Below are 15,512 nucleotides of genomic sequence, written 5' to 3' on the forward strand. Positions count from 1 at the left end.
AGCAGCCGGAGTCTGAAATCCAATGCAAAATCAGCAAATCCGTATCAGGTTGAAGGCTTTTGACCATCGCCTGATCGACCAATCCACCCAGGAAATCGTGGAAACCGCGAAACGTACTGGTGCACAAGTGCGTGGTCCAATTCCACTGCCTACCCGTAAAGAGCGGTTCACCGTTCTGGTCTCCCCGCACGTCAACAAAGACGCGCGTGACCAGTACGAGATCCGTACTCATAAGCGCGTACTGGACATCGTCCAGCCAACGGATAAAACCGTTGATGCACTTATGAAGCTCGATCTGGCGGCCGGTGTGGAAGTACAGATCAGCCTCGGCTAAGACTTGGGTCTTAGTCGTGTAACGCTCTGAAATGGGCGGCCATAGCGGGTGAAAGCCCCGTACACTCATGAGGTTTACAACATGACTATTGGTGTAGTCGGTCGTAAATGCGGTATGACCCGTATTTTCACCGAAGAAGGTGTCTCCATTCCGGTCACGGTCATTGAGATCGAGCCGAATCGCGTCACCCAGTTCAAAACTGAAGAAACCGATGGCTATCGTGCAGTGCAAGTCACTGTAGGCGAGCGTCGTGCTTCGCGTGTGACTGCTGCTCAAGCGGGTCACTTCGCTAAAGCAAACGTTGCAGCTGGTCGCACTGTTATGGAGTTCCGTCTTGAAGACGGCGACTACCAGGCTGGCGATCTGATCAACGCTGAAATCTTCGCCGCTGGTCAACTGGTTGATGTAACCGGTCAGTCCAAGGGTAAAGGCTTCCAGGGTACGATCAAGCGTTGGAATTTCCGTGGCCAAGACAACACTCACGGTAACTCCGTCTCCCACCGCGTCCCGGGCTCTATTGGCCAGTGCCAGACTCCTGGTCGTGTATTCAAGGGCAAAAAAATGTCCGGTCATATGGGCGCTGAGCGCGTGACCGTGCAGTCCCTCGAAGTAGTGCGCGTCGACGCTGAACGCAATCTGTTGTTGGTCAAGGGTGCTGTTCCTGGCGCTACTGGCGGCAACCTGGTTGTACGTCCAGCGGCCAAGGCTCGCGGTTAAGGGGAAGCTGACATGCAATTAAATGTAAATGACGCTCAAGCGATCGAAGTTTCCGAACTGACATTTGGCGGCGAATTCAACGAGACGCTGGTTCACCAAGCAGTCGTGGCCTACATGGCCGGCGGCCGTCAAGGTAGCAAGCAGCAAAAGACCCGTTCCGACGTTCGTGGTGGCGGTAAGCGCCCTTGGCGTCAGAAAGGCACTGGCCGTGCTCGTGCCGGTACTATCCGTAGCCCAATCTGGCGTGGCGGCGGTACCACTTTCGCAGCTCGTCCACAGGATCACTCTCAGAAGCTCAACAAGAAGATGTACCGCGCAGCTCTGCGCTCCATCCTTGCTGAACTCGTGCGTACTGATCGTCTGGTCGTGGTTCAGGACTTCGCTGTTGAAAGTCCAAAAACCAAAGATCTGCTGGGCAAACTGAACAACATGAGCCTGACCGACGTTTTGATCGTGTCTGAAGCTGTTGATCAGAACCTGTACCTGGCTGCTCGCAACCTGCCACACGTTGATGTACGTGACGTGCAAGGTTCCGATCCAGTTAGTCTGATCGCATACGACAAGGTGTTGATCACCGTGTCGGCCGTGAAGAAATTCGAGGAGCTGCTGGGATGAACCAGGAACGCGTATTTAAAGTTCTGCTTGGCCCGCACGTTTCCGAAAAGGCTACGGTTCTGGCTGACAAGAAAGGCCAGTTCGTTTTCAAGGTTGCAACTGACGCAACCAAGCTGGAAATCAAGAAGGCCGTCGAAAGCCTGTTCAGCGTGAAAGTAGAGCGTGTTACTACCCTGAACGTTCTGGGTAAGAGCAAGCGCACTGCTCGCGGTCTGGGCAAGCGTAATGACTGGAAGAAGGCAGTTATCTCCCTTCAGCCAGGCCAAGATCTCGATTTCAGCAGCAGTGCTGAGTAAGGAAGGGGTGCATCATGGCAATCGTTAAATGCAAACCGACTTCCCCTGGCCGCCGTTTTGTGGTCAAGGTGGTCAACCAGGAGCTGCATAAAGGCGCTCCTCACGCACCGCTGCTCGAGAAAAAATCGAAGACTGGTGGTCGTAACAACAATGGTCGTATTACCACTCGTCACATCGGTGGTGGCCATAAGCAGCATTATCGTCTGGTCGACTTCCGTCGCAACGACAAAGATGGCATCTCTGCCACTGTCGAGCGTATTGAATACGATCCAAACCGTACTGCTCACATCGCTCTGCTGCTGTACGCAGATGGCGAGCGTCGCTACATCATCGCCCCTAAAGGCGTGAGCGCTGGCGACCAGCTGATCGCAGGTGCCCTGGCGCCGATCAAGCCGGGCAACGCTCTGCAACTGCGTAACATTCCAGTTGGTAGCACCGTACACGGCATCGAATTGAAGCCAGGTAAAGGCGCGCAAATCGCTCGTTCCGCTGGTGCTTCGGCTCAGCTGATCGCTCGTGAGGGTGTCTACGTGACCCTGCGTCTGCGTTCTGGTGAGATGCGTAAAGTGCTGGCTGAATGCCGCGCGACCCTGGGTGAAGTCTCGAACTCCGAGCACAGCCTGCGTTCGCTGGGTAAAGCTGGTGCCAAACGCTGGCGTGGCGTTCGCCCAACCGTTCGTGGTGTTGCCATGAACCCGGTTGACCACCCACACGGTGGTGGTGAAGGTCGTACCTCTGGTGGTCGTCATCCGGTATCGCCATGGGGCTTCCCGACTAAGGGCGCGAAGACTCGTGGTAATAAGCGTACCGACAAAATGATCGTCCGTCGTCGCAAGTAAATAGAGGGATACGACAGTGCCACGTTCTCTGAAAAAAGGTCCTTTTATTGATCTTCACCTACTGAAGAAGATCGAAGTGGCGGCGGAAAAGAACGATCGCAAACCGGTGAAAACCTGGTCGCGCCGTTCGATGATCCTGCCACAAATGGTCGGTCTGACCATCGCTGTACACAACGGTCGTCTGCACGTCCCAGTTCTCGTGAACGAAGACATGGTTGGCCACAAACTGGGCGAGTTCGCCGGTACCCGCACTTATCGTGGGCACGTGGCTGACAAGAAAGCCAAGCGTTAAGGGGTTAGGAAATGGAAGTAGCCGCTAAGTTGTCGGGCGCTCGAATCTCCGCCCAGAAAGCCCGCTTGGTCGCCGACCAGATCCGCGGGAAGAAGGTGGGCGAAGCGCTCAACCTGTTGGCTTTCAGCAGTAAGAAAGCCGCCGAGATCATGAAGAAAGTGCTGGAGTCGGCCGTAGCCAACGCCGAGCATAACGAAGGCGCAGACGTTGATGACCTGAAGGTCAGCACCGTTTTCGTCAACGAAGGGCGTTCGCTGAAGCGCATCATGCCACGTGCCAAAGGCCGTGCTGATCGCATCGTCAAGCGGTCTTGCCATATCACTGTCAAGGTTGCTGACAAGTAACGGAGTCGAAGAGATGGGTCAGAAAGTACATCCCATTGGCATTCGCCTGGGAATCGTCAAGGAGCACACCTCCGTCTGGTACGCAGACGGTCGGACTTATGCGGACTACTTGTTCGCTGATCTGAAGGTGCGTGAGTATCTCCAAGACAAACTAAAAAGCGCGTCCGTAAGCCGTATCGATATCCATCGTCCGGCCCAAACTGCACGTATCACCATCCACACCGCTCGTCCAGGTATCGTTATCGGGAAGAAAGGTGAAGATGTTGAGAAACTGCGTCAGGACCTGACCAAGCAAATGGGTGTGCCTGTGCACATCAATATCGAAGAGATCCGTAAGCCGGAACTCGACGGTATGCTGGTTGCGCAGAGCGTAGCTCAGCAGCTGGAGCGTCGCGTAATGTTCCGTCGCGCTATGAAGCGCGCTGTACAGAACGCCATGCGCATTGGTGCCAAAGGCATCAAAATCCAAGTGAGCGGTCGTCTCGGCGGTGCTGAAATCGCACGTACTGAATGGTATCGCGAAGGTCGTGTGCCACTGCACACCCTGCGTGCCGACATCGACTATGCCAACTACGAAGCTCACACCACTTATGGTGTGATCGGTGTAAAGGTTTGGATCTTCAAAGGCGAAGTAATTGGTGGTCGCCAAGAAGAACTGAAACCACAAGCACCAGCGCCTCGTAAAAAAGCTGCTAAGTAAGGGGTACGCCAAATGTTGCAACCAAAGCGTACGAAGTTCCGCAAGCAGATGACAGGTCACAACCGTGGTCTGGCTCAGCGCGGTAGCAAAGTCAGCTTCGGCGAGTTCGCGCTGAAGTCTGTAGCTCGTGGTCGTCTCACCGCTCGTCAGATCGAGTCAGCGCGTCGTGCACTGACCCGTCACGTTAAACGTGGCGGCAAGATCTGGATCCGTGTATTCCCGGACAAGCCGATCTCCAAAAAACCTCTCGAGGTTCGGATGGGTAAAGGTAAGGGTAACGTGGAATACTGGGTAGCCCAGATTCAGCCAGGCAAAGTCCTGTATGAAATCGAGGGTGTAACTGAAGAGCTGGCGCGTGAGGCTTTTGCCCTGGCTGCTGCAAAGCTGCCGCTCGCCACCGCCTTTGTTAAACGGACGGTGATGTGATGAAAGCGAATGAACTTCGTGAAAAATCCGCACAGCAGCTGAACGAGCAACTGCTCGGCCTGCTGCGCGACCAGTTCAATCTGCGTATGCAGAAAGCAACTGGCCAGTTGGGGCAGTCTCATCTGCTCTCGCAAGTTAAGCGTGACATTGCTCGCGTGAAGACTGTGCTCAACCAGCAGGCAGGTAAGTGATCATGGCTGAAGCCGAAAAGACTGTCCGTACGCTGACTGGCCGTGTTGTCAGCGACAAGATGGACAAAACCATCACCGTTCTGATCGAGCGTCGCGTTAAGCACCCGATCTACGGTAAATATGTTAAGCGTTCGACTAAGCTGCACGCGCACGACGAAACCAATCAGTGCCACATCGGCGACAAAGTCACTATTCGTGAAACTCGTCCGATGGCCAAGACCAAGTCTTGGGCGCTGGTTGATGTTCTCGAACGCGCTGTGGAAGTCTAAGGACTAGGGGTCGGAGAAATTATATGATTCAGACTCAATCCATGCTCGATGTGGCCGATAACAGCGGCGCTCGCCGTGTTATGTGCATCAAGGTGCTGGGTGGCTCCCATCGTCGTTACGCTGGTATCGGTGACATCATCAAAGTTACCGTCAAGGAAGCAATTCCTCGCGGTAAAGTGAAAAAAGGCCAAGTGATGACTGCTGTTGTAGTCCGCACTCGTCACGGCGTACGCCGTGCAGATGGCTCCATTATCCGCTTTGACGGCAACGCTGCTGTTCTTCTGAACAACAAGCAAGAGCCGATCGGCACCCGTATCTTTGGGCCAGTGACCCGTGAACTTCGTACTGAGAAGTTCATGAAGATCGTCTCGCTCGCCCCAGAAGTGCTGTAAGGAGATCCGACATGCAAAAGATTCGTCGTGACGACGAGATCATCGTGATCGCCGGCAAAGACAAAGGTAAGCGCGGTAAGGTGCTGAAGGTTCTCGCTGATGACCGTCTGGTCGTTGGTGGTTTGAACCTGGTCAAGCGTCATACCAAGCCTAACCCGATGTCGGGCGTACAGGGCGGTATCGTCGAAAAAGAAGCGCCACTGCACGCTTCTAACGTCGCCATTTTCAACGGCGAAACCAACAAGGCTGATCGTGTTGGTTTCAAAGTAGAAGACGGTAAGAAAATTCGTGTCTTCAAGTCGACCCAAAAAGCGGTTGATGCTTGAACACTGCTAGGTAGATAAGACCATGGCACGACTACAAGAGATTTACCGGAAGGAAATCGCCCCCAAGCTTAAGGAAGAACTTAAGCTCGGGAACGTGATGGAAGTTCCGCGCGTTACCAAAATCACCCTGAACATGGGTCTGGGCGAAGCGATCGGCGACAAAAAAGTCATCGAGCACGCTGTTGCTGACCTGGAAAAGATCACCGGTCAGAAAGTCGTTGTGACCTACGCTCGGAAATCCATCGCTGGCTTTAAAGTCCGTGAAGGTTGGCCGATCGGCGTCAAAGTGACCCTGCGCCGTGAGCGTATGTACGAATTCCTGGATCGTCTGCTGTCGATCTCCCTGCCTCGGGTTCGCGACTTCCGCGGCCTGAATGCCAAGTCCTTCGATGGTCGTGGTAACTACAGCATGGGCGTGAAAGAGCAGATCATCTTCCCGGAAATCGACTACGACAAGATCGATGCTCTCCGCGGTCTGGACATCACCCTGACCACCACTGCCAAGAACGATGATGAAGGTCGCGCCCTGTTGCGTGCTTTCAAATTCCCGTTCCGCAACTGATTGGAGTAGGACCATGGCCAAGATGAGCATGAAAAATCGCGAGCTGAAGCGTCAGCTCACGGTTGCCAAGTACGCCAAAAAGCGTGCAGCACTGAAAGCAATCATCGTTGATCTGAACGCAAGTCCAGAAGCGCGTTGGGAAGCTACAGTTGCCCTGCAGAAGCAGCCACGTGACGCAAGCGCCTCGCGCATGCGTAACCGCTGCCGCCTGACTGGTCGTCCGCACGGCGTTTACCGCAAGTTCGGCCTCGGCCGTAACAAGCTGCGTGAAGCCGCAATGCGTGGTGACGTACCAGGTCTGGTTAAAGCCAGCTGGTAAGTACTTTCAACGTCCAGGTGGTCTGAATCGAAAGATACTGACCACCGGTGACCTTGAATCTGGAACAAGCCCCTTTTGGGGCTTGTTTCATTTCCGGAGTGTGTCTAGAATACCCGGCTCGCCTGAGCCCGTGTTTTCTATGCTCGGAGATTCTCGGCGACATATGTAGCCGTAAGGCTAATTTTTTTGTATTAGGAGCGTCTAGCCCATGAGTATGCAGGACCCGTTAGCGGACATGCTAACTCGTATCCGTAATGCCCAGATGGCTGAAAAGTCCGTCGTAAGCATGCCATCTTCCAAGTTGAAGGTAGCTGTTGCCAAAGTCCTGAAAGACGAAGGCTACATTGCGGGTTATCAGATCAGCAGCGAAATCAAACCACTGCTGTCCATCGAGCTGAAGTACTTCGAAGGCCGTTCGGTCATCGAGGAAGTGAAGCGCGTTAGCCGTCCAGGTCCTGCGTCAGTACAAGTCCGCTGAAGATCTGCCGAAAGTTCGTGGCGGTCTGGGCGTGTCTATCGTCTCCACCAACAAAGGTGTGATGACGGATCGTGCTGCGCGCGCTGCCGGTGTCGGCGGCGAAGTTCTTTGCACTGTGTTCTAAGGGGGGATAAGCATGTCTCGCGTCGCTAAGAACCCCGTTAAGCTGCCAGCCGGTGTCGAAGTCAAATTCGCAGGCCAACAGCTTTCGGTGAAGGGTGCCAAGGGCACTCTTGAACTGAACATCCATTCGTCCGTTGAGATCGTTGAAGAAGCTGGTGAGCTGCGTTTCGCTGCTCGCAATGGCGATCAACAAACTCGCGCAATGGCCGGTACCACGCGTGCGTTGGTAAACAACATGGTCCAAGGCGTAAGCCAAGGCTTCGAGCGTAAGCTCCAGCTGGTCGGTGTTGGTTACAAAGCGCAAGCAAAAGGCACGGTTTTGAACCTGGCCCTTGGCTTCTCGCACCCAGTGGATTACGAACTGCCGGAAGGCATCACCGCTGAGACCCCTAGCCAAACCGATATCCTGATCAAGGGTATTGATAAGCAGCTGGTAGGTCAGGTGGCCGCTGAGATCCGCGACTTCCGTCCACCAGAGCCGTACAAAGGCAAAGGTGTGCGCTACGCGGACGAAGTCGTCCGTCGTAAAGAAGCCAAGAAGAAGTAGGGCATAGCAAATGACCGACAAAAAAGTTACTCGACTGCGTCGCGCTCGCAAAGCACGCCTGAAAATGCACGAACTCGAAGTCGTGCGTCTCTGCGTGTTCCGCTCGTCGCAGCACATCTACGCCCAGGTCATCTCGGCCGACGGCAACAAAGTTCTGGCAAGTGCCTCGACTTTGGATAAAGAACTGCGTGATGGTGCCACTGGCAACATCGACGCGGCCACAAAGGTTGGCCAGCTGGTCGCTACGCGTGCTAAGGCCGCTGGCGTCTCGCAAGTGGCTTTCGACCGCTCTGGCTTCAAGTACCATGGCCGCGTTAAAGCGCTGGCTGATGCTGCTCGTGAAGCTGGGCTGGAGTTCTAAGTTATGTCAAATAACGACCAAAAGCGCGACGAAGGCTACATTGAGAAGCTGGTTCAAGTTAACCGCGTAGCCAAAACCGTTAAAGGCGGCCGTATCTTCACTTTCACCGCGTTGACCGTGGTGGGTGATGGTAAAGGGCGTGTTGGCTTCGGCCGTGGCAAGTCGCGTGAAGTGCCTGCTGCGATCCAGAAGGCAATGGAAGCTGCTCGTCGCAACATGATCCAAGTTGATCTGAACGGCACCACTCTGCAGTACGCAATGAAATCCGCCCATGGCGCTTCGAAGGTGTACATGCAGCCTGCTTCTGAAGGTACCGGTATCATCGCTGGCGGCGCTATGCGTGCTGTTCTCGAAGTTGCTGGCGTTCAGAACGTTCTGGCCAAGTGCTACGGCTCGACTAACCCAGTAAACGTGGTTCACGCCACTTTCAAGGGTTTGAAAGCTATGCAATCTCCTGAATCCATTGCCGCCAAGCGTGGCAAAAGCGTCAAGGAGATCTTCTGATCATGGCTACCGTTAAAGTAACGCTGATCAAAAGCATGACCGGTCGCATCCCTAACCACAAATTGTGCGTTAAGGGTTTGGGTCTGCGTCGCATCGGTCACACTGTAGAAGTCCAGGATACTCCCGAGAATCGCGGGATGATCAACAAGGCTTACTACATGCTGCGTGTCGAGGGTTAATCGATGAAACTCAATGATCTGAGTCCAGCGCCGGGTTCCCGTCGTGAAAAGCATCGTCCGGGCCGTGGTATCGGTAGCGGTTTGGGTAAGACTGGTGGCCGTGGCCACAAAGGTCAAACCTCCCGCTCCGGTGGCACCATTGCTCCAGGCTTTGAAGGCGGTCAACAGCCGCTGCATCGTCGCCTGCCTAAGTTCGGTTTCGTATCCCTGAAAGCCATGGACCGCGCAGAAGTGCGTCTGTCCGAGCTGGCTAAAGTGGAAGGCGACATCGTTACTGTGCAGACCCTGAAAGATGCCAACGTGATCAACGTCAACGTACAACGTGTGAAAATCATGTTGTCCGGTGAAGTGACTCGCGCTGTCACTATCGGCAAGGGAATCGGCGCCACCAAAGGTGCGCGTTCGGCTATCGAAGCAGCTGGCGGCAAGTTCGAGGAATAAATGGCTAAGCAAGGTGCTCTCTCAGCGCTCGGCAAAGGCGGTATGTCTGAACTTTGGGCTCGTCTGCGTTTTCTGTTCCTGGCGATTATCGTCTACCGAATAGGCGCACACATCCCGGTTCCAGGTATCAACCCGGACCGACTCGCAGACCTGTTTCGACAGAATGAGGGGACCATTCTTAGCTTGTTCAACATGTTTTCCGGTGGCGCGCTGGAACGGATGAGCATCTTTGCGTTGGGGATCATGCCGTACATCTCGGCATCGATCATCATGCAGTTGATGACCGCCGTCAGTCCGCAACTGGAGCAGTTGAAGAAGGAAGGTGAAGCTGGTCGTCGCAAGATTAGCCAGTACACCCGCTACGGCACTGTCGTCCTCGCCCTGGTCCAAGCTATCGGCATGTCCGTTGGCTTGGCCGGGCAGGGCGTTGCGTTCACTGGTGACTTTGGCTTCCATTTCGTCGCGGTATCCACGTTTGTGGCTGGTGCGATGTTCATGATGTGGCTGGGTGAGCAGATTACTGAGCGTGGTGTTGGCAACGGTATCTCGATGTTGATTTTCGCAGGTATCGTCGCCGGTCTTCCGAGAGCGATAGGGCAGTCTTTCGAGTCTGCGCGTCAGGGTGATATCAACATTTTCGCCTTGGTTGCCATCGGTTTGCTGGCAGTAGCGATTATCGGTTTTGTGGTGTTCATTGAGCGTGGTCAGCGTCGTATTGCTGTTCACTACGCCAAGCGTCAGCAGGGCCGTAAGGTTTTTGCCGCGCAGACCAGCCACTTGCCGCTGAAAGTGAATATGGCCGGTGTTATTCCGGCAATTTTCGCGAGCAGCATTTTGCTGTTTCCGGCTTCGTTGGGTACCTGGTTTGGTCAGTCTGAAAATATGGGCTGGCTGCAGGACCTCTCTCAGTCGATCGCTCCTGGTCAGCCGTTGAATATTCTGCTGTTTAGTGCAGGGATTATTTTCTTCTGCTTCTTCTATACGGCGTTGATGTTCAATCCGAAAGACGTAGCGGAAAACCTGAAGAAGTCCGGTGCCTTTATTCCGGGCATTCGTCCAGGTGAGCAGTCTGCACGCTACATTGATGGCGTTCTGACCCGTTTAACCCTGTTCGGTGCTCTATATATGACGGCCGTGTGCTTGTTGCCCCAGTTCCTGGTGGTTGCAGCAAACGTTCCGTTCTACCTTGGCGGGACCTCGTTGCTGATCGTCGTCGTGGTTGTGATGGACTTCATGTCCCAAGTACAATCGCACCTCGTTTCGCACCAGTACGAATCCCTGATGAAGAAAGCCAACCTGAAGGGCTACGGCAGCGGCATGTTGCGCTGAGTACCCCATAAGGTTCGAGGAGTTGGTGATGAAAGTTCGTGCATCGGTGAAAAAGCTGTGCCGTAACTGCAAGATTATTCGCCGCGAAGGTGTTGTTCGAGTAATTTGCAGCGCGGAACCGCGTCACAAACAGCGCCAAGGCTGAGTGTGATCCGCTTGAAGCCCGGCAGCTAGTGCGCTGCCGGGTTGATTATTTGTTATTACAGCGATATTATCTCGCGCCCTATTTCTTGGCTTCCGGGGCGTAGGTAGCTGTCAATTGGAGTCCCACTGAATGGCCCGTATTGCAGGCGTTAACATTCCAGATAACAAGCACACTGTTATCTCGCTGACCTACATCTATGGTGTTGGTCGCACTACTGCGCAGAAAATTTGCGCAGTTGCTGGGGTAAACCCAGCCGCTAAGATCAAGGATCTGAGCGACGAGCAGATTGAACAGCTGCGTGGCGAAGTGGCGAAGTTCACCACTGAAGGTGACCTGCGTCGCGAAATCAACATGAAAATCAAGCGTTTGATGGACCTCGGTTGCTATCGCGGTCTGCGTCATCGTCGTGGTCTTCCAGTACGCGGTCAGCGTACCAAGACTAACGCGCGTACCCGTAAAGGTCCGCGTAAGCCGATCCGCAAGTAATCGCCCCAGCGAATCGACAGGAAAATTATCATGGCAAAACCTGCTGCTCGTCCTCGTAAAAAAGTTAAAAAGACAGTGGTTGATGGCATCGCCCACATCCATGCATCTTTTAACAACACCATCGTGACCATCACCGACCGTCAAGGTAACGCGCTTTCTTGGGCTACCTCCGGTGGTTCGGGTTTCCGCGGTTCCCGCAAGTCCACCCCGTTTGCTGCTCAAGTAGCTGCTGAACGTGCTGGTCAAGCTGCGCTGGAATACGGCCTGAAAAACCTCGACGTTAACGTCAAAGGTCCAGGTCCAGGTCGTGAGTCTGCTGTCCGTGCTTTGAACGGCTGTGGCTATAAGATCGCCAGCATCACCGACGTGACGCCAATCCCGCACAACGGGTGCCGTCCGCCGAAGAAGCGCCGCGTGTAATCCAGGAGATTGTAAAGAATGGCTCGTTACATTGGTCCAAAATGCAAACTCGCTCGTCGCGAAGGCACCGATCTCTTCCTGAAGAGCGGCGTGCGCGCGATCGAATCGAAGTGCAACATTGAAGCAGCACCTGGTATCCACGGCCAACGCCGCGGTCGCCAGTCCGATTACGGCACCCAACTGCGTGAAAAGCAGAAGGTCCGTCGTATCTACGGCGTTCTCGAGCGTCAGTTCAGCGGCTACTACAAAGAAGCTGCTGGCAAGAAAGGTGCAACCGGTGAAAACCTGCTGCAACTGCTCGAATGCCGTCTGGACAACGTTGTATACCGTATGGGCTTTGGTTCTACTCGTGCCGAATCCCGTCAGCTGGTATCGCACAAGTCGATCAGCGTTAACGGTCAGACCGTAAACGTTCCGTCCTACCAGGTTCGTGCTGGTGACGTGGTCGCAGTTCGCGAGAAAGCTAAAAACCAACTTCGCATTGTCCAAGCTCTCGATCTGTGTGCCCAACGTGGCCGCGTAGAATGGGTAGAAGTAGACACTGAGAAGAAGTCGGGCGTTTTCAAGAACGTTCCAGCTCGCAGTGATCTGTCCGCCGACATCAACGAAAGCCTGATTGTCGAGCTCTACTCCAAGTAAGGGCTAGAAAATAGGTGCATCCATGCAGATTTCGGTAAATGAGTTCCTGACACCCCGCCACATTGATGTGCAGGTTGTCAGTCCAACCCGCGCCAAGATCACTCTCGAGCCTCTCGAGCGTGGTTTTGGCCACACCCTGGGCAACGCGCTGCGCCGCATCCTGTTGTCCTCAATGCCCGGCTGTGCAGTAGTCGAGGCCGAGATTGACGGTGTGCTCCACGAGTACAGCGCCATCGAAGGTGTACAGGAAGACGTAATTGAAATCCTGTTGAACCTTAAAGGTCTGGCTATCAAGCTGCACGGCCGTGACGAAGTTACGCTGACCTTGTCGAAGAAGGGTTCGGGGGTGGTTACCGCTGCCGATATTCAGCTGGATCATGATGTCGAGATCGTTAACCCCGATCACGTAATCGCTAACCTGGCGTCTAACGGCGCCCTGAACATGAAGCTCACTGTAGCTCGTGGTCGTGGTTATGAACCGGCCGACTCGCGTCAGAGCGATGAAGACGAAAGCCGCAGCATTGGTCGCTTGCAGCTTGACTCTTCGTTCAGCCCGGTTCGCCGTATCGCATACGTGGTGGAAAACGCCCGTGTCGAACAGCGTACTAACCTGGACAAGCTGGTTATTGATCTGGAAACCAACGGTACTCTGGATCCTGAAGAGGCTATTCGCCGCGCTGCAACCATTCTGCAACAGCAGTTGGCTGCGTTCGTCGACCTCAAAGGTGACAGCGAACCAGTGGTAATCGAGCAGGAAGACGAGATCGATCCGATCCTGCTTCGCCCGGTTGACGATCTGGAACTGACTGTACGTTCGGCTAACTGCCTTAAGGCGGAAAACATTTACTACATCGGTGACCTGATTCAGCGTACCGAAGTAGAACTGTTGAAGACTCCGAACCTGGGCAAGAAATCCTTGACTGAAATCAAGGACGTTCTGGCCTCCCGCGGTCTGTCCCTCGGCATGCGCCTCGACAACTGGCCGCCTGCAAGTCTTAAGAAGGACGACAAGGCGACTGCCTGATCGTCGTAATCACCGAACGTGAGTTTGGTAAGGAATGAACCATGCGTCATCGTAAAAGTGGTCGTCACCTGAGCCGTACCAGCTCGCACCGCAAGGCCATGTTTCAAAACATGGCGGTGTCGCTGTTCGAGCACGAGCTGATCAAAACTACACTGCCGAAAGCTAAAGAACTGCGTCGCGTTGCTGAGCCGCTGATCACTTTGGCCAAGACAGACAGCCTGGCTAACCGCCGTCTGGCTTTCGACCGTACTCGTTCGAAAGCTATCGTTGGTAAGCTCTTCAACGACCTGGGCAAGCGTTACGCTACCCGTGAGGGTGGCTACCTGCGCATCCTCAAGTGCGGTTTCCGCGCTGGTGACAACGCGCCTATGGCGTACGTTGAGTTGGTTGATCGTGCTACTGCCGGCGAAGCTGTAAGCGCCGAGTAAGACGACAAGCTGTAACGAAGAACCGGGCCTTAGTGCCCGGTTTTTTGTGGGCGATAGAAAAGCCATCTATATTATTCGGGTCGCTACCGGTTCTCTTTTAAGCAGACGCTATTCGCCCTGACGGGTAATTAGTTATTTTCTATCAAAGCCCATAATTTAATGCATTTGATGGTGTCATCTTGATGGTCAATACTCCCTCCAAGCCGATAGCCGGCAGTTAAGCCTGACCTGAGGAAGATTGAGCATGAGCCTGAAAACGCTTACGACCGCCAGTGGCGCTCCCGTTGCTGACAACCAGAACTCCCGCACTGCTGGCCCGCGCGGCCCGTTGCTGCTTGATGACTTTCATCTGATTGAAAAGCTTGCGCACTTCAACCGCGAAAACATTCCTGAGCGTCGTGTGCACGCCAAGGGTTCAGGTGCCTACGGAACGTTCACCGTTACACGCGACATCACTCAATACACACGTGCCAAGTTGTTCGAGACCGTTGGTAAACAAACGCCAACGTTCCTGCGCTTCTCTACCGTGGGTGGTGAGCGTGGTTCGGCAGACACTGCGCGTGACCCGCGGGGCTTCGCTTTGAAGTTCTATACCGAAGAAGGTAACTGGGACATCGTTGGCAATAACACCCCGGTATTCTTCATCCGCGATCCGCTCAAATTTCCCGATTTCATCCACACCCAGAAGCGACTGCCGCAGAGCAACCTTGGCAGTAACCAAGCCAAATGGGACTTCTGGTCACACTCGCCCGAGGCGCTGCATCAGATCACCATTCTGTTTTCGGACCGCGGTATCCCCGACGGCTACCGTCATATGCACGGCTTTGGTAGCCACACCTACAGCCTGATCAACGCTAAGGGTGAGCGTCATTGGGTGAAGTGGCACTACAAAACCAAACAAGGCATCAAGAACCTGGCGCCAGATGTGGCTGCGCGCTTGGCCGGTACCGATCCTGATTACGCTCAACGCGACCTGTTTGCTGCGATTGAGCGCGGCGACTTTCCGAAATGGAGTGTCAATATCCAAATCATGACCGAGGCTCAGGCTGCCGCTCACTATGAGAACCCCTTCGATGTGACCAAGACCTGGTCGCAGCAGGAGTTCCCACTGATCGAAGTCGGCGAGTTGGAGCTGAATCGCAATCCCTTGAATTATTTTGCCGAGGTCGAGCAGGCTACATTTGGCCCAAGCAACATGGTGCCTGGTGTTGGGTTGTCGCCGGATCGCATGCTGCAAGGTCGCGTGTTTGCCTATGCTGATGCACACCGTTATCGCGTAGGGACCAATCACCAGCAACTGCCGGTGAACGCCCCGCGAAGCCCGGTGAACAGCTATCAGCGTGACGGCTCCATGGCATTTGGTAGCAATGGCGCAGCTGCACCAAATTATGAGCCTAACAGTTACGCTGATGCTCCAAAGCAGGCACCCCAGTATGCAGAGCCGCCCCTGCCGTTGAACGGTGCAGCAGACCGGTATGATCAACGTGAAGACACCGATTACTACAGCCATGCAGGTGCGCTGTACCGGTTGATGGATGATGCCCAGAAAGCTCTGCTGGTCAGCAACATCGCCGGTGCGATGGAAGGCGTCACTAGCGCAGTGGTACAGGTCCAACTGCAACACTTCTACAAGGCCGACCCGGCTTATGGAGAAGCAATCGCAAAGGCGCTGGGTGTAACGCTTAGCTGACTCTAAACGAGAAGCAGAACCGCCCTCATTTGGGCGGTTTTTGCGTTATTTCAGCTACTTTTCTCCGGAAATCTGCACTTTTATGCCGTTGATCCC

28 protein-coding genes and 1 pseudogene are annotated in these 15,512 nt (G+C 54.4%); all 29 read left to right on the forward strand.

The features are described from left to right. Nucleotides 1-22: 22 nt before the first annotated feature. The 29 genes and pseudogenes from rpsJ to AB4O23_RS07200 all read left to right on the forward strand — a co-directional run bounded on the left by rpsJ (nucleotide 23) and on the right by AB4O23_RS07200 (nucleotide 15,416). Nucleotides 23-334, forward strand: a complete 312-nt coding sequence (gene rpsJ, locus AB4O23_RS07060; protein WP_003186070.1) for a 30S ribosomal protein S10 — start codon at nucleotides 23-25, stop codon at nucleotides 332-334. Nucleotides 335-415: 81 nt separating this feature from the next. Next, nucleotides 416-1,051, forward strand: coding sequence for a 50S ribosomal protein L3 (gene rplC, locus AB4O23_RS07065; protein ID WP_003194649.1), 636 nt, complete (start codon nucleotides 416-418; stop codon nucleotides 1,049-1,051). Nucleotides 1,052-1,063: 12 nt separating this feature from the next. Then, a complete protein-coding gene (rplD, locus tag AB4O23_RS07070) occupies nucleotides 1,064-1,666 on the forward strand; it encodes a 50S ribosomal protein L4 (protein WP_003176424.1) in 603 nt (200 codons plus the stop codon). Further along, nucleotides 1,663-1,962, forward strand: a complete 300-nt coding sequence (rplW, locus tag AB4O23_RS07075; RefSeq protein WP_002555488.1) for a 50S ribosomal protein L23 — start codon at nucleotides 1,663-1,665, stop codon at nucleotides 1,960-1,962. The genes rplD and rplW overlap by 4 nt, the downstream gene beginning before the upstream one ends. A gap of 14 nt (nucleotides 1,963-1,976) precedes the next feature. Next, a complete protein-coding gene (gene rplB, locus AB4O23_RS07080; protein ID WP_003176423.1) occupies nucleotides 1,977-2,801 on the forward strand; it encodes a 50S ribosomal protein L2 in 825 nt (274 codons plus the stop codon). Between the two features lie 16 nt (nucleotides 2,802-2,817). Beyond that, nucleotides 2,818-3,093 carry a 30S ribosomal protein S19 gene (rpsS, locus tag AB4O23_RS07085; RefSeq protein WP_003232420.1) on the forward strand — a complete coding sequence of 92 codons (276 nt, stop codon included), beginning with the start codon at nucleotides 2,818-2,820 and terminating at the stop codon, nucleotides 3,091-3,093. An 11-nt stretch (nucleotides 3,094-3,104) separates the two neighbouring features. Next, nucleotides 3,105-3,437 (forward strand): 50S ribosomal protein L22, encoded by a 333-nt coding sequence (rplV, locus tag AB4O23_RS07090; RefSeq protein WP_003103908.1) that lies wholly within the window; start codon nucleotides 3,105-3,107, stop codon nucleotides 3,435-3,437. 13 nt (nucleotides 3,438-3,450) lie between these two features. Next, nucleotides 3,451-4,137 (forward strand): 30S ribosomal protein S3, encoded by a 687-nt coding sequence (gene rpsC, locus AB4O23_RS07095; RefSeq protein ID WP_003176422.1) that lies wholly within the window; start codon nucleotides 3,451-3,453, stop codon nucleotides 4,135-4,137. Nucleotides 4,138-4,149: 12 nt separating this feature from the next. Then, on the forward strand, nucleotides 4,150-4,563 hold the full coding sequence (gene rplP, locus AB4O23_RS07100; RefSeq protein WP_003232424.1) for a 50S ribosomal protein L16: 414 nt from the start codon (nucleotides 4,150-4,152) through the stop codon (nucleotides 4,561-4,563). Further along, nucleotides 4,563-4,754: a 50S ribosomal protein L29 gene (rpmC, locus tag AB4O23_RS07105; RefSeq protein WP_002555481.1), complete on the forward strand. Its 192-nt coding sequence runs from the start codon at nucleotides 4,563-4,565 to the stop codon at nucleotides 4,752-4,754. Before rplP ends, rpmC begins: the two co-directional genes overlap by 1 nt. Before the next feature lie 2 nt (nucleotides 4,755-4,756). Beyond that, nucleotides 4,757-5,023: a 30S ribosomal protein S17 gene (rpsQ, locus tag AB4O23_RS07110; RefSeq protein WP_003194644.1), complete on the forward strand. Its 267-nt coding sequence runs from the start codon at nucleotides 4,757-4,759 to the stop codon at nucleotides 5,021-5,023. Nucleotides 5,024-5,046: 23 nt separating this feature from the next. Further along, entirely contained in the window at nucleotides 5,047-5,415 is a 369-nt protein-coding gene (gene rplN, locus AB4O23_RS07115; RefSeq protein WP_002555479.1) for a 50S ribosomal protein L14, read from the forward strand. 11 nt (nucleotides 5,416-5,426) lie between these two features. Next, nucleotides 5,427-5,741 carry a 50S ribosomal protein L24 gene (gene rplX / locus AB4O23_RS07120; protein WP_007896770.1) on the forward strand — a complete coding sequence of 105 codons (315 nt, stop codon included), beginning with the start codon at nucleotides 5,427-5,429 and terminating at the stop codon, nucleotides 5,739-5,741. A 22-nt stretch (nucleotides 5,742-5,763) separates the two neighbouring features. Beyond that, nucleotides 5,764-6,303 (forward strand): 50S ribosomal protein L5, encoded by a 540-nt coding sequence (gene rplE, locus AB4O23_RS07125; protein ID WP_003194642.1) that lies wholly within the window; start codon nucleotides 5,764-5,766, stop codon nucleotides 6,301-6,303. 13 nt (nucleotides 6,304-6,316) lie between these two features. Then, nucleotides 6,317-6,622, forward strand: a complete 306-nt coding sequence (rpsN, locus tag AB4O23_RS07130) for a 30S ribosomal protein S14 (RefSeq protein ID WP_003176414.1) — start codon at nucleotides 6,317-6,319, stop codon at nucleotides 6,620-6,622. 208 nt (nucleotides 6,623-6,830) lie between these two features. After that, a pseudogene (rpsH, locus tag AB4O23_RS07135) lies at nucleotides 6,831-7,224 on the forward strand (30S ribosomal protein S8). 12 nt (nucleotides 7,225-7,236) lie between these two features. Beyond that, nucleotides 7,237-7,770 (forward strand): 50S ribosomal protein L6, encoded by a 534-nt coding sequence (gene rplF / locus AB4O23_RS07140; RefSeq protein ID WP_003176412.1) that lies wholly within the window; start codon nucleotides 7,237-7,239, stop codon nucleotides 7,768-7,770. 10 nt (nucleotides 7,771-7,780) lie between these two features. Further along, nucleotides 7,781-8,131, forward strand: a complete 351-nt coding sequence (rplR, locus tag AB4O23_RS07145) for a 50S ribosomal protein L18 (RefSeq protein ID WP_003186037.1) — start codon at nucleotides 7,781-7,783, stop codon at nucleotides 8,129-8,131. 3 nt (nucleotides 8,132-8,134) lie between these two features. Further along, nucleotides 8,135-8,635, forward strand: coding sequence for a 30S ribosomal protein S5 (rpsE, locus tag AB4O23_RS07150; protein ID WP_003186035.1), 501 nt, complete (start codon nucleotides 8,135-8,137; stop codon nucleotides 8,633-8,635). 2 nt (nucleotides 8,636-8,637) lie between these two features. After that, the gene (gene rpmD, locus AB4O23_RS07155) at nucleotides 8,638-8,814 is read left to right on the forward strand and encodes a 50S ribosomal protein L30 (RefSeq protein ID WP_003176408.1); all 177 of its coding nucleotides are present in this window, start codon (nucleotides 8,638-8,640) and stop codon (nucleotides 8,812-8,814) included. 3 nt (nucleotides 8,815-8,817) lie between these two features. Then, nucleotides 8,818-9,255 carry a 50S ribosomal protein L15 gene (gene rplO, locus AB4O23_RS07160; protein ID WP_003176407.1) on the forward strand — a complete coding sequence of 146 codons (438 nt, stop codon included), beginning with the start codon at nucleotides 8,818-8,820 and terminating at the stop codon, nucleotides 9,253-9,255. Then, complete coding sequence (secY, locus tag AB4O23_RS07165) at nucleotides 9,256-10,584, forward strand: preprotein translocase subunit SecY (protein WP_003194637.1); 1,329 nt, start codon at nucleotides 9,256-9,258, stop codon at nucleotides 10,582-10,584. Between the two features lie 28 nt (nucleotides 10,585-10,612). Beyond that, entirely contained in the window at nucleotides 10,613-10,729 is a 117-nt protein-coding gene (gene rpmJ, locus AB4O23_RS07170) for a 50S ribosomal protein L36 (RefSeq protein ID WP_002555468.1), read from the forward strand. Nucleotides 10,730-10,858: 129 nt separating this feature from the next. Then, nucleotides 10,859-11,215, forward strand: coding sequence for a 30S ribosomal protein S13 (gene rpsM / locus AB4O23_RS07175; protein WP_003194635.1), 357 nt, complete (start codon nucleotides 10,859-10,861; stop codon nucleotides 11,213-11,215). Between the two features lie 30 nt (nucleotides 11,216-11,245). Then, complete coding sequence (gene rpsK / locus AB4O23_RS07180) at nucleotides 11,246-11,635, forward strand: 30S ribosomal protein S11 (protein ID WP_002555466.1); 390 nt, start codon at nucleotides 11,246-11,248, stop codon at nucleotides 11,633-11,635. Nucleotides 11,636-11,653: 18 nt separating this feature from the next. Further along, nucleotides 11,654-12,274 (forward strand): 30S ribosomal protein S4, encoded by a 621-nt coding sequence (rpsD, locus tag AB4O23_RS07185; protein ID WP_003176404.1) that lies wholly within the window; start codon nucleotides 11,654-11,656, stop codon nucleotides 12,272-12,274. Between the two features lie 22 nt (nucleotides 12,275-12,296). Next, the gene (locus AB4O23_RS07190) at nucleotides 12,297-13,298 is read left to right on the forward strand and encodes a DNA-directed RNA polymerase subunit alpha (protein WP_003176403.1); all 1,002 of its coding nucleotides are present in this window, start codon (nucleotides 12,297-12,299) and stop codon (nucleotides 13,296-13,298) included. A gap of 41 nt (nucleotides 13,299-13,339) precedes the next feature. Continuing rightward, entirely contained in the window at nucleotides 13,340-13,726 is a 387-nt protein-coding gene (gene rplQ, locus AB4O23_RS07195) for a 50S ribosomal protein L17 (RefSeq protein ID WP_003176402.1), read from the forward strand. A gap of 244 nt (nucleotides 13,727-13,970) precedes the next feature. After that, the gene (locus AB4O23_RS07200) at nucleotides 13,971-15,416 is read left to right on the forward strand and encodes a catalase (protein ID WP_068931681.1); all 1,446 of its coding nucleotides are present in this window, start codon (nucleotides 13,971-13,973) and stop codon (nucleotides 15,414-15,416) included. The last annotated feature ends 96 nt before the right edge of the window (nucleotides 15,417-15,512 follow it).

This window comes from Pseudomonas sp. H2_A10 (genome assembly GCF_054680085.1).

Bases quoted from the DNA above. Each gene is read 5' to 3' on its own strand.
- rpsJ (WP_003186070.1), top strand. From the start codon at position 23: ATGCAAAATCAGCAAATCCGTATCAGGTTGAAGGCTTTTGACCATCGC.
- rplC (WP_003194649.1), top strand. From the start codon at position 416: ATGACTATTGGTGTAGTCGGTCGTAAATGCGGTATGACCCGTATTTTC.
- rplD (WP_003176424.1), top strand. From the start codon at position 1,064: ATGCAATTAAATGTAAATGACGCTCAAGCGATCGAAGTTTCCGAACTG.
- rplW (WP_002555488.1), top strand. From the start codon at position 1,663: ATGAACCAGGAACGCGTATTTAAAGTTCTGCTTGGCCCGCACGTTTCC.
- rplB (WP_003176423.1), top strand. From the start codon at position 1,977: ATGGCAATCGTTAAATGCAAACCGACTTCCCCTGGCCGCCGTTTTGTG.
- rplV (WP_003103908.1), top strand. From the start codon at position 3,105: ATGGAAGTAGCCGCTAAGTTGTCGGGCGCTCGAATCTCCGCCCAGAAA.
- rpsC (WP_003176422.1), top strand. From the start codon at position 3,451: ATGGGTCAGAAAGTACATCCCATTGGCATTCGCCTGGGAATCGTCAAG.
- rplP (WP_003232424.1), top strand. From the start codon at position 4,150: ATGTTGCAACCAAAGCGTACGAAGTTCCGCAAGCAGATGACAGGTCAC.
- rpmC (WP_002555481.1), top strand. From the start codon at position 4,563: ATGAAAGCGAATGAACTTCGTGAAAAATCCGCACAGCAGCTGAACGAG.
- rpsQ (WP_003194644.1), top strand. From the start codon at position 4,757: ATGGCTGAAGCCGAAAAGACTGTCCGTACGCTGACTGGCCGTGTTGTC.
- rplN (WP_002555479.1), top strand. From the start codon at position 5,047: ATGATTCAGACTCAATCCATGCTCGATGTGGCCGATAACAGCGGCGCT.
- rplX (WP_007896770.1), top strand. From the start codon at position 5,427: ATGCAAAAGATTCGTCGTGACGACGAGATCATCGTGATCGCCGGCAAA.
- rplE (WP_003194642.1), top strand. From the start codon at position 5,764: ATGGCACGACTACAAGAGATTTACCGGAAGGAAATCGCCCCCAAGCTT.
- rpsN (WP_003176414.1), top strand. From the start codon at position 6,317: ATGGCCAAGATGAGCATGAAAAATCGCGAGCTGAAGCGTCAGCTCACG.
- rplF (WP_003176412.1), top strand. From the start codon at position 7,237: ATGTCTCGCGTCGCTAAGAACCCCGTTAAGCTGCCAGCCGGTGTCGAA.
- rplR (WP_003186037.1), top strand. From the start codon at position 7,781: ATGACCGACAAAAAAGTTACTCGACTGCGTCGCGCTCGCAAAGCACGC.
- rpsE (WP_003186035.1), top strand. From the start codon at position 8,135: ATGTCAAATAACGACCAAAAGCGCGACGAAGGCTACATTGAGAAGCTG.
- rpmD (WP_003176408.1), top strand. From the start codon at position 8,638: ATGGCTACCGTTAAAGTAACGCTGATCAAAAGCATGACCGGTCGCATC.
- rplO (WP_003176407.1), top strand. From the start codon at position 8,818: ATGAAACTCAATGATCTGAGTCCAGCGCCGGGTTCCCGTCGTGAAAAG.
- secY (WP_003194637.1), top strand. From the start codon at position 9,256: ATGGCTAAGCAAGGTGCTCTCTCAGCGCTCGGCAAAGGCGGTATGTCT.
- rpmJ (WP_002555468.1), top strand. From the start codon at position 10,613: ATGAAAGTTCGTGCATCGGTGAAAAAGCTGTGCCGTAACTGCAAGATT.
- rpsM (WP_003194635.1), top strand. From the start codon at position 10,859: ATGGCCCGTATTGCAGGCGTTAACATTCCAGATAACAAGCACACTGTT.
- rpsK (WP_002555466.1), top strand. From the start codon at position 11,246: ATGGCAAAACCTGCTGCTCGTCCTCGTAAAAAAGTTAAAAAGACAGTG.
- rpsD (WP_003176404.1), top strand. From the start codon at position 11,654: ATGGCTCGTTACATTGGTCCAAAATGCAAACTCGCTCGTCGCGAAGGC.
- AB4O23_RS07190 (WP_003176403.1), top strand. From the start codon at position 12,297: ATGCAGATTTCGGTAAATGAGTTCCTGACACCCCGCCACATTGATGTG.
- rplQ (WP_003176402.1), top strand. From the start codon at position 13,340: ATGCGTCATCGTAAAAGTGGTCGTCACCTGAGCCGTACCAGCTCGCAC.
- AB4O23_RS07200 (WP_068931681.1), top strand. From the start codon at position 13,971: ATGAGCCTGAAAACGCTTACGACCGCCAGTGGCGCTCCCGTTGCTGAC.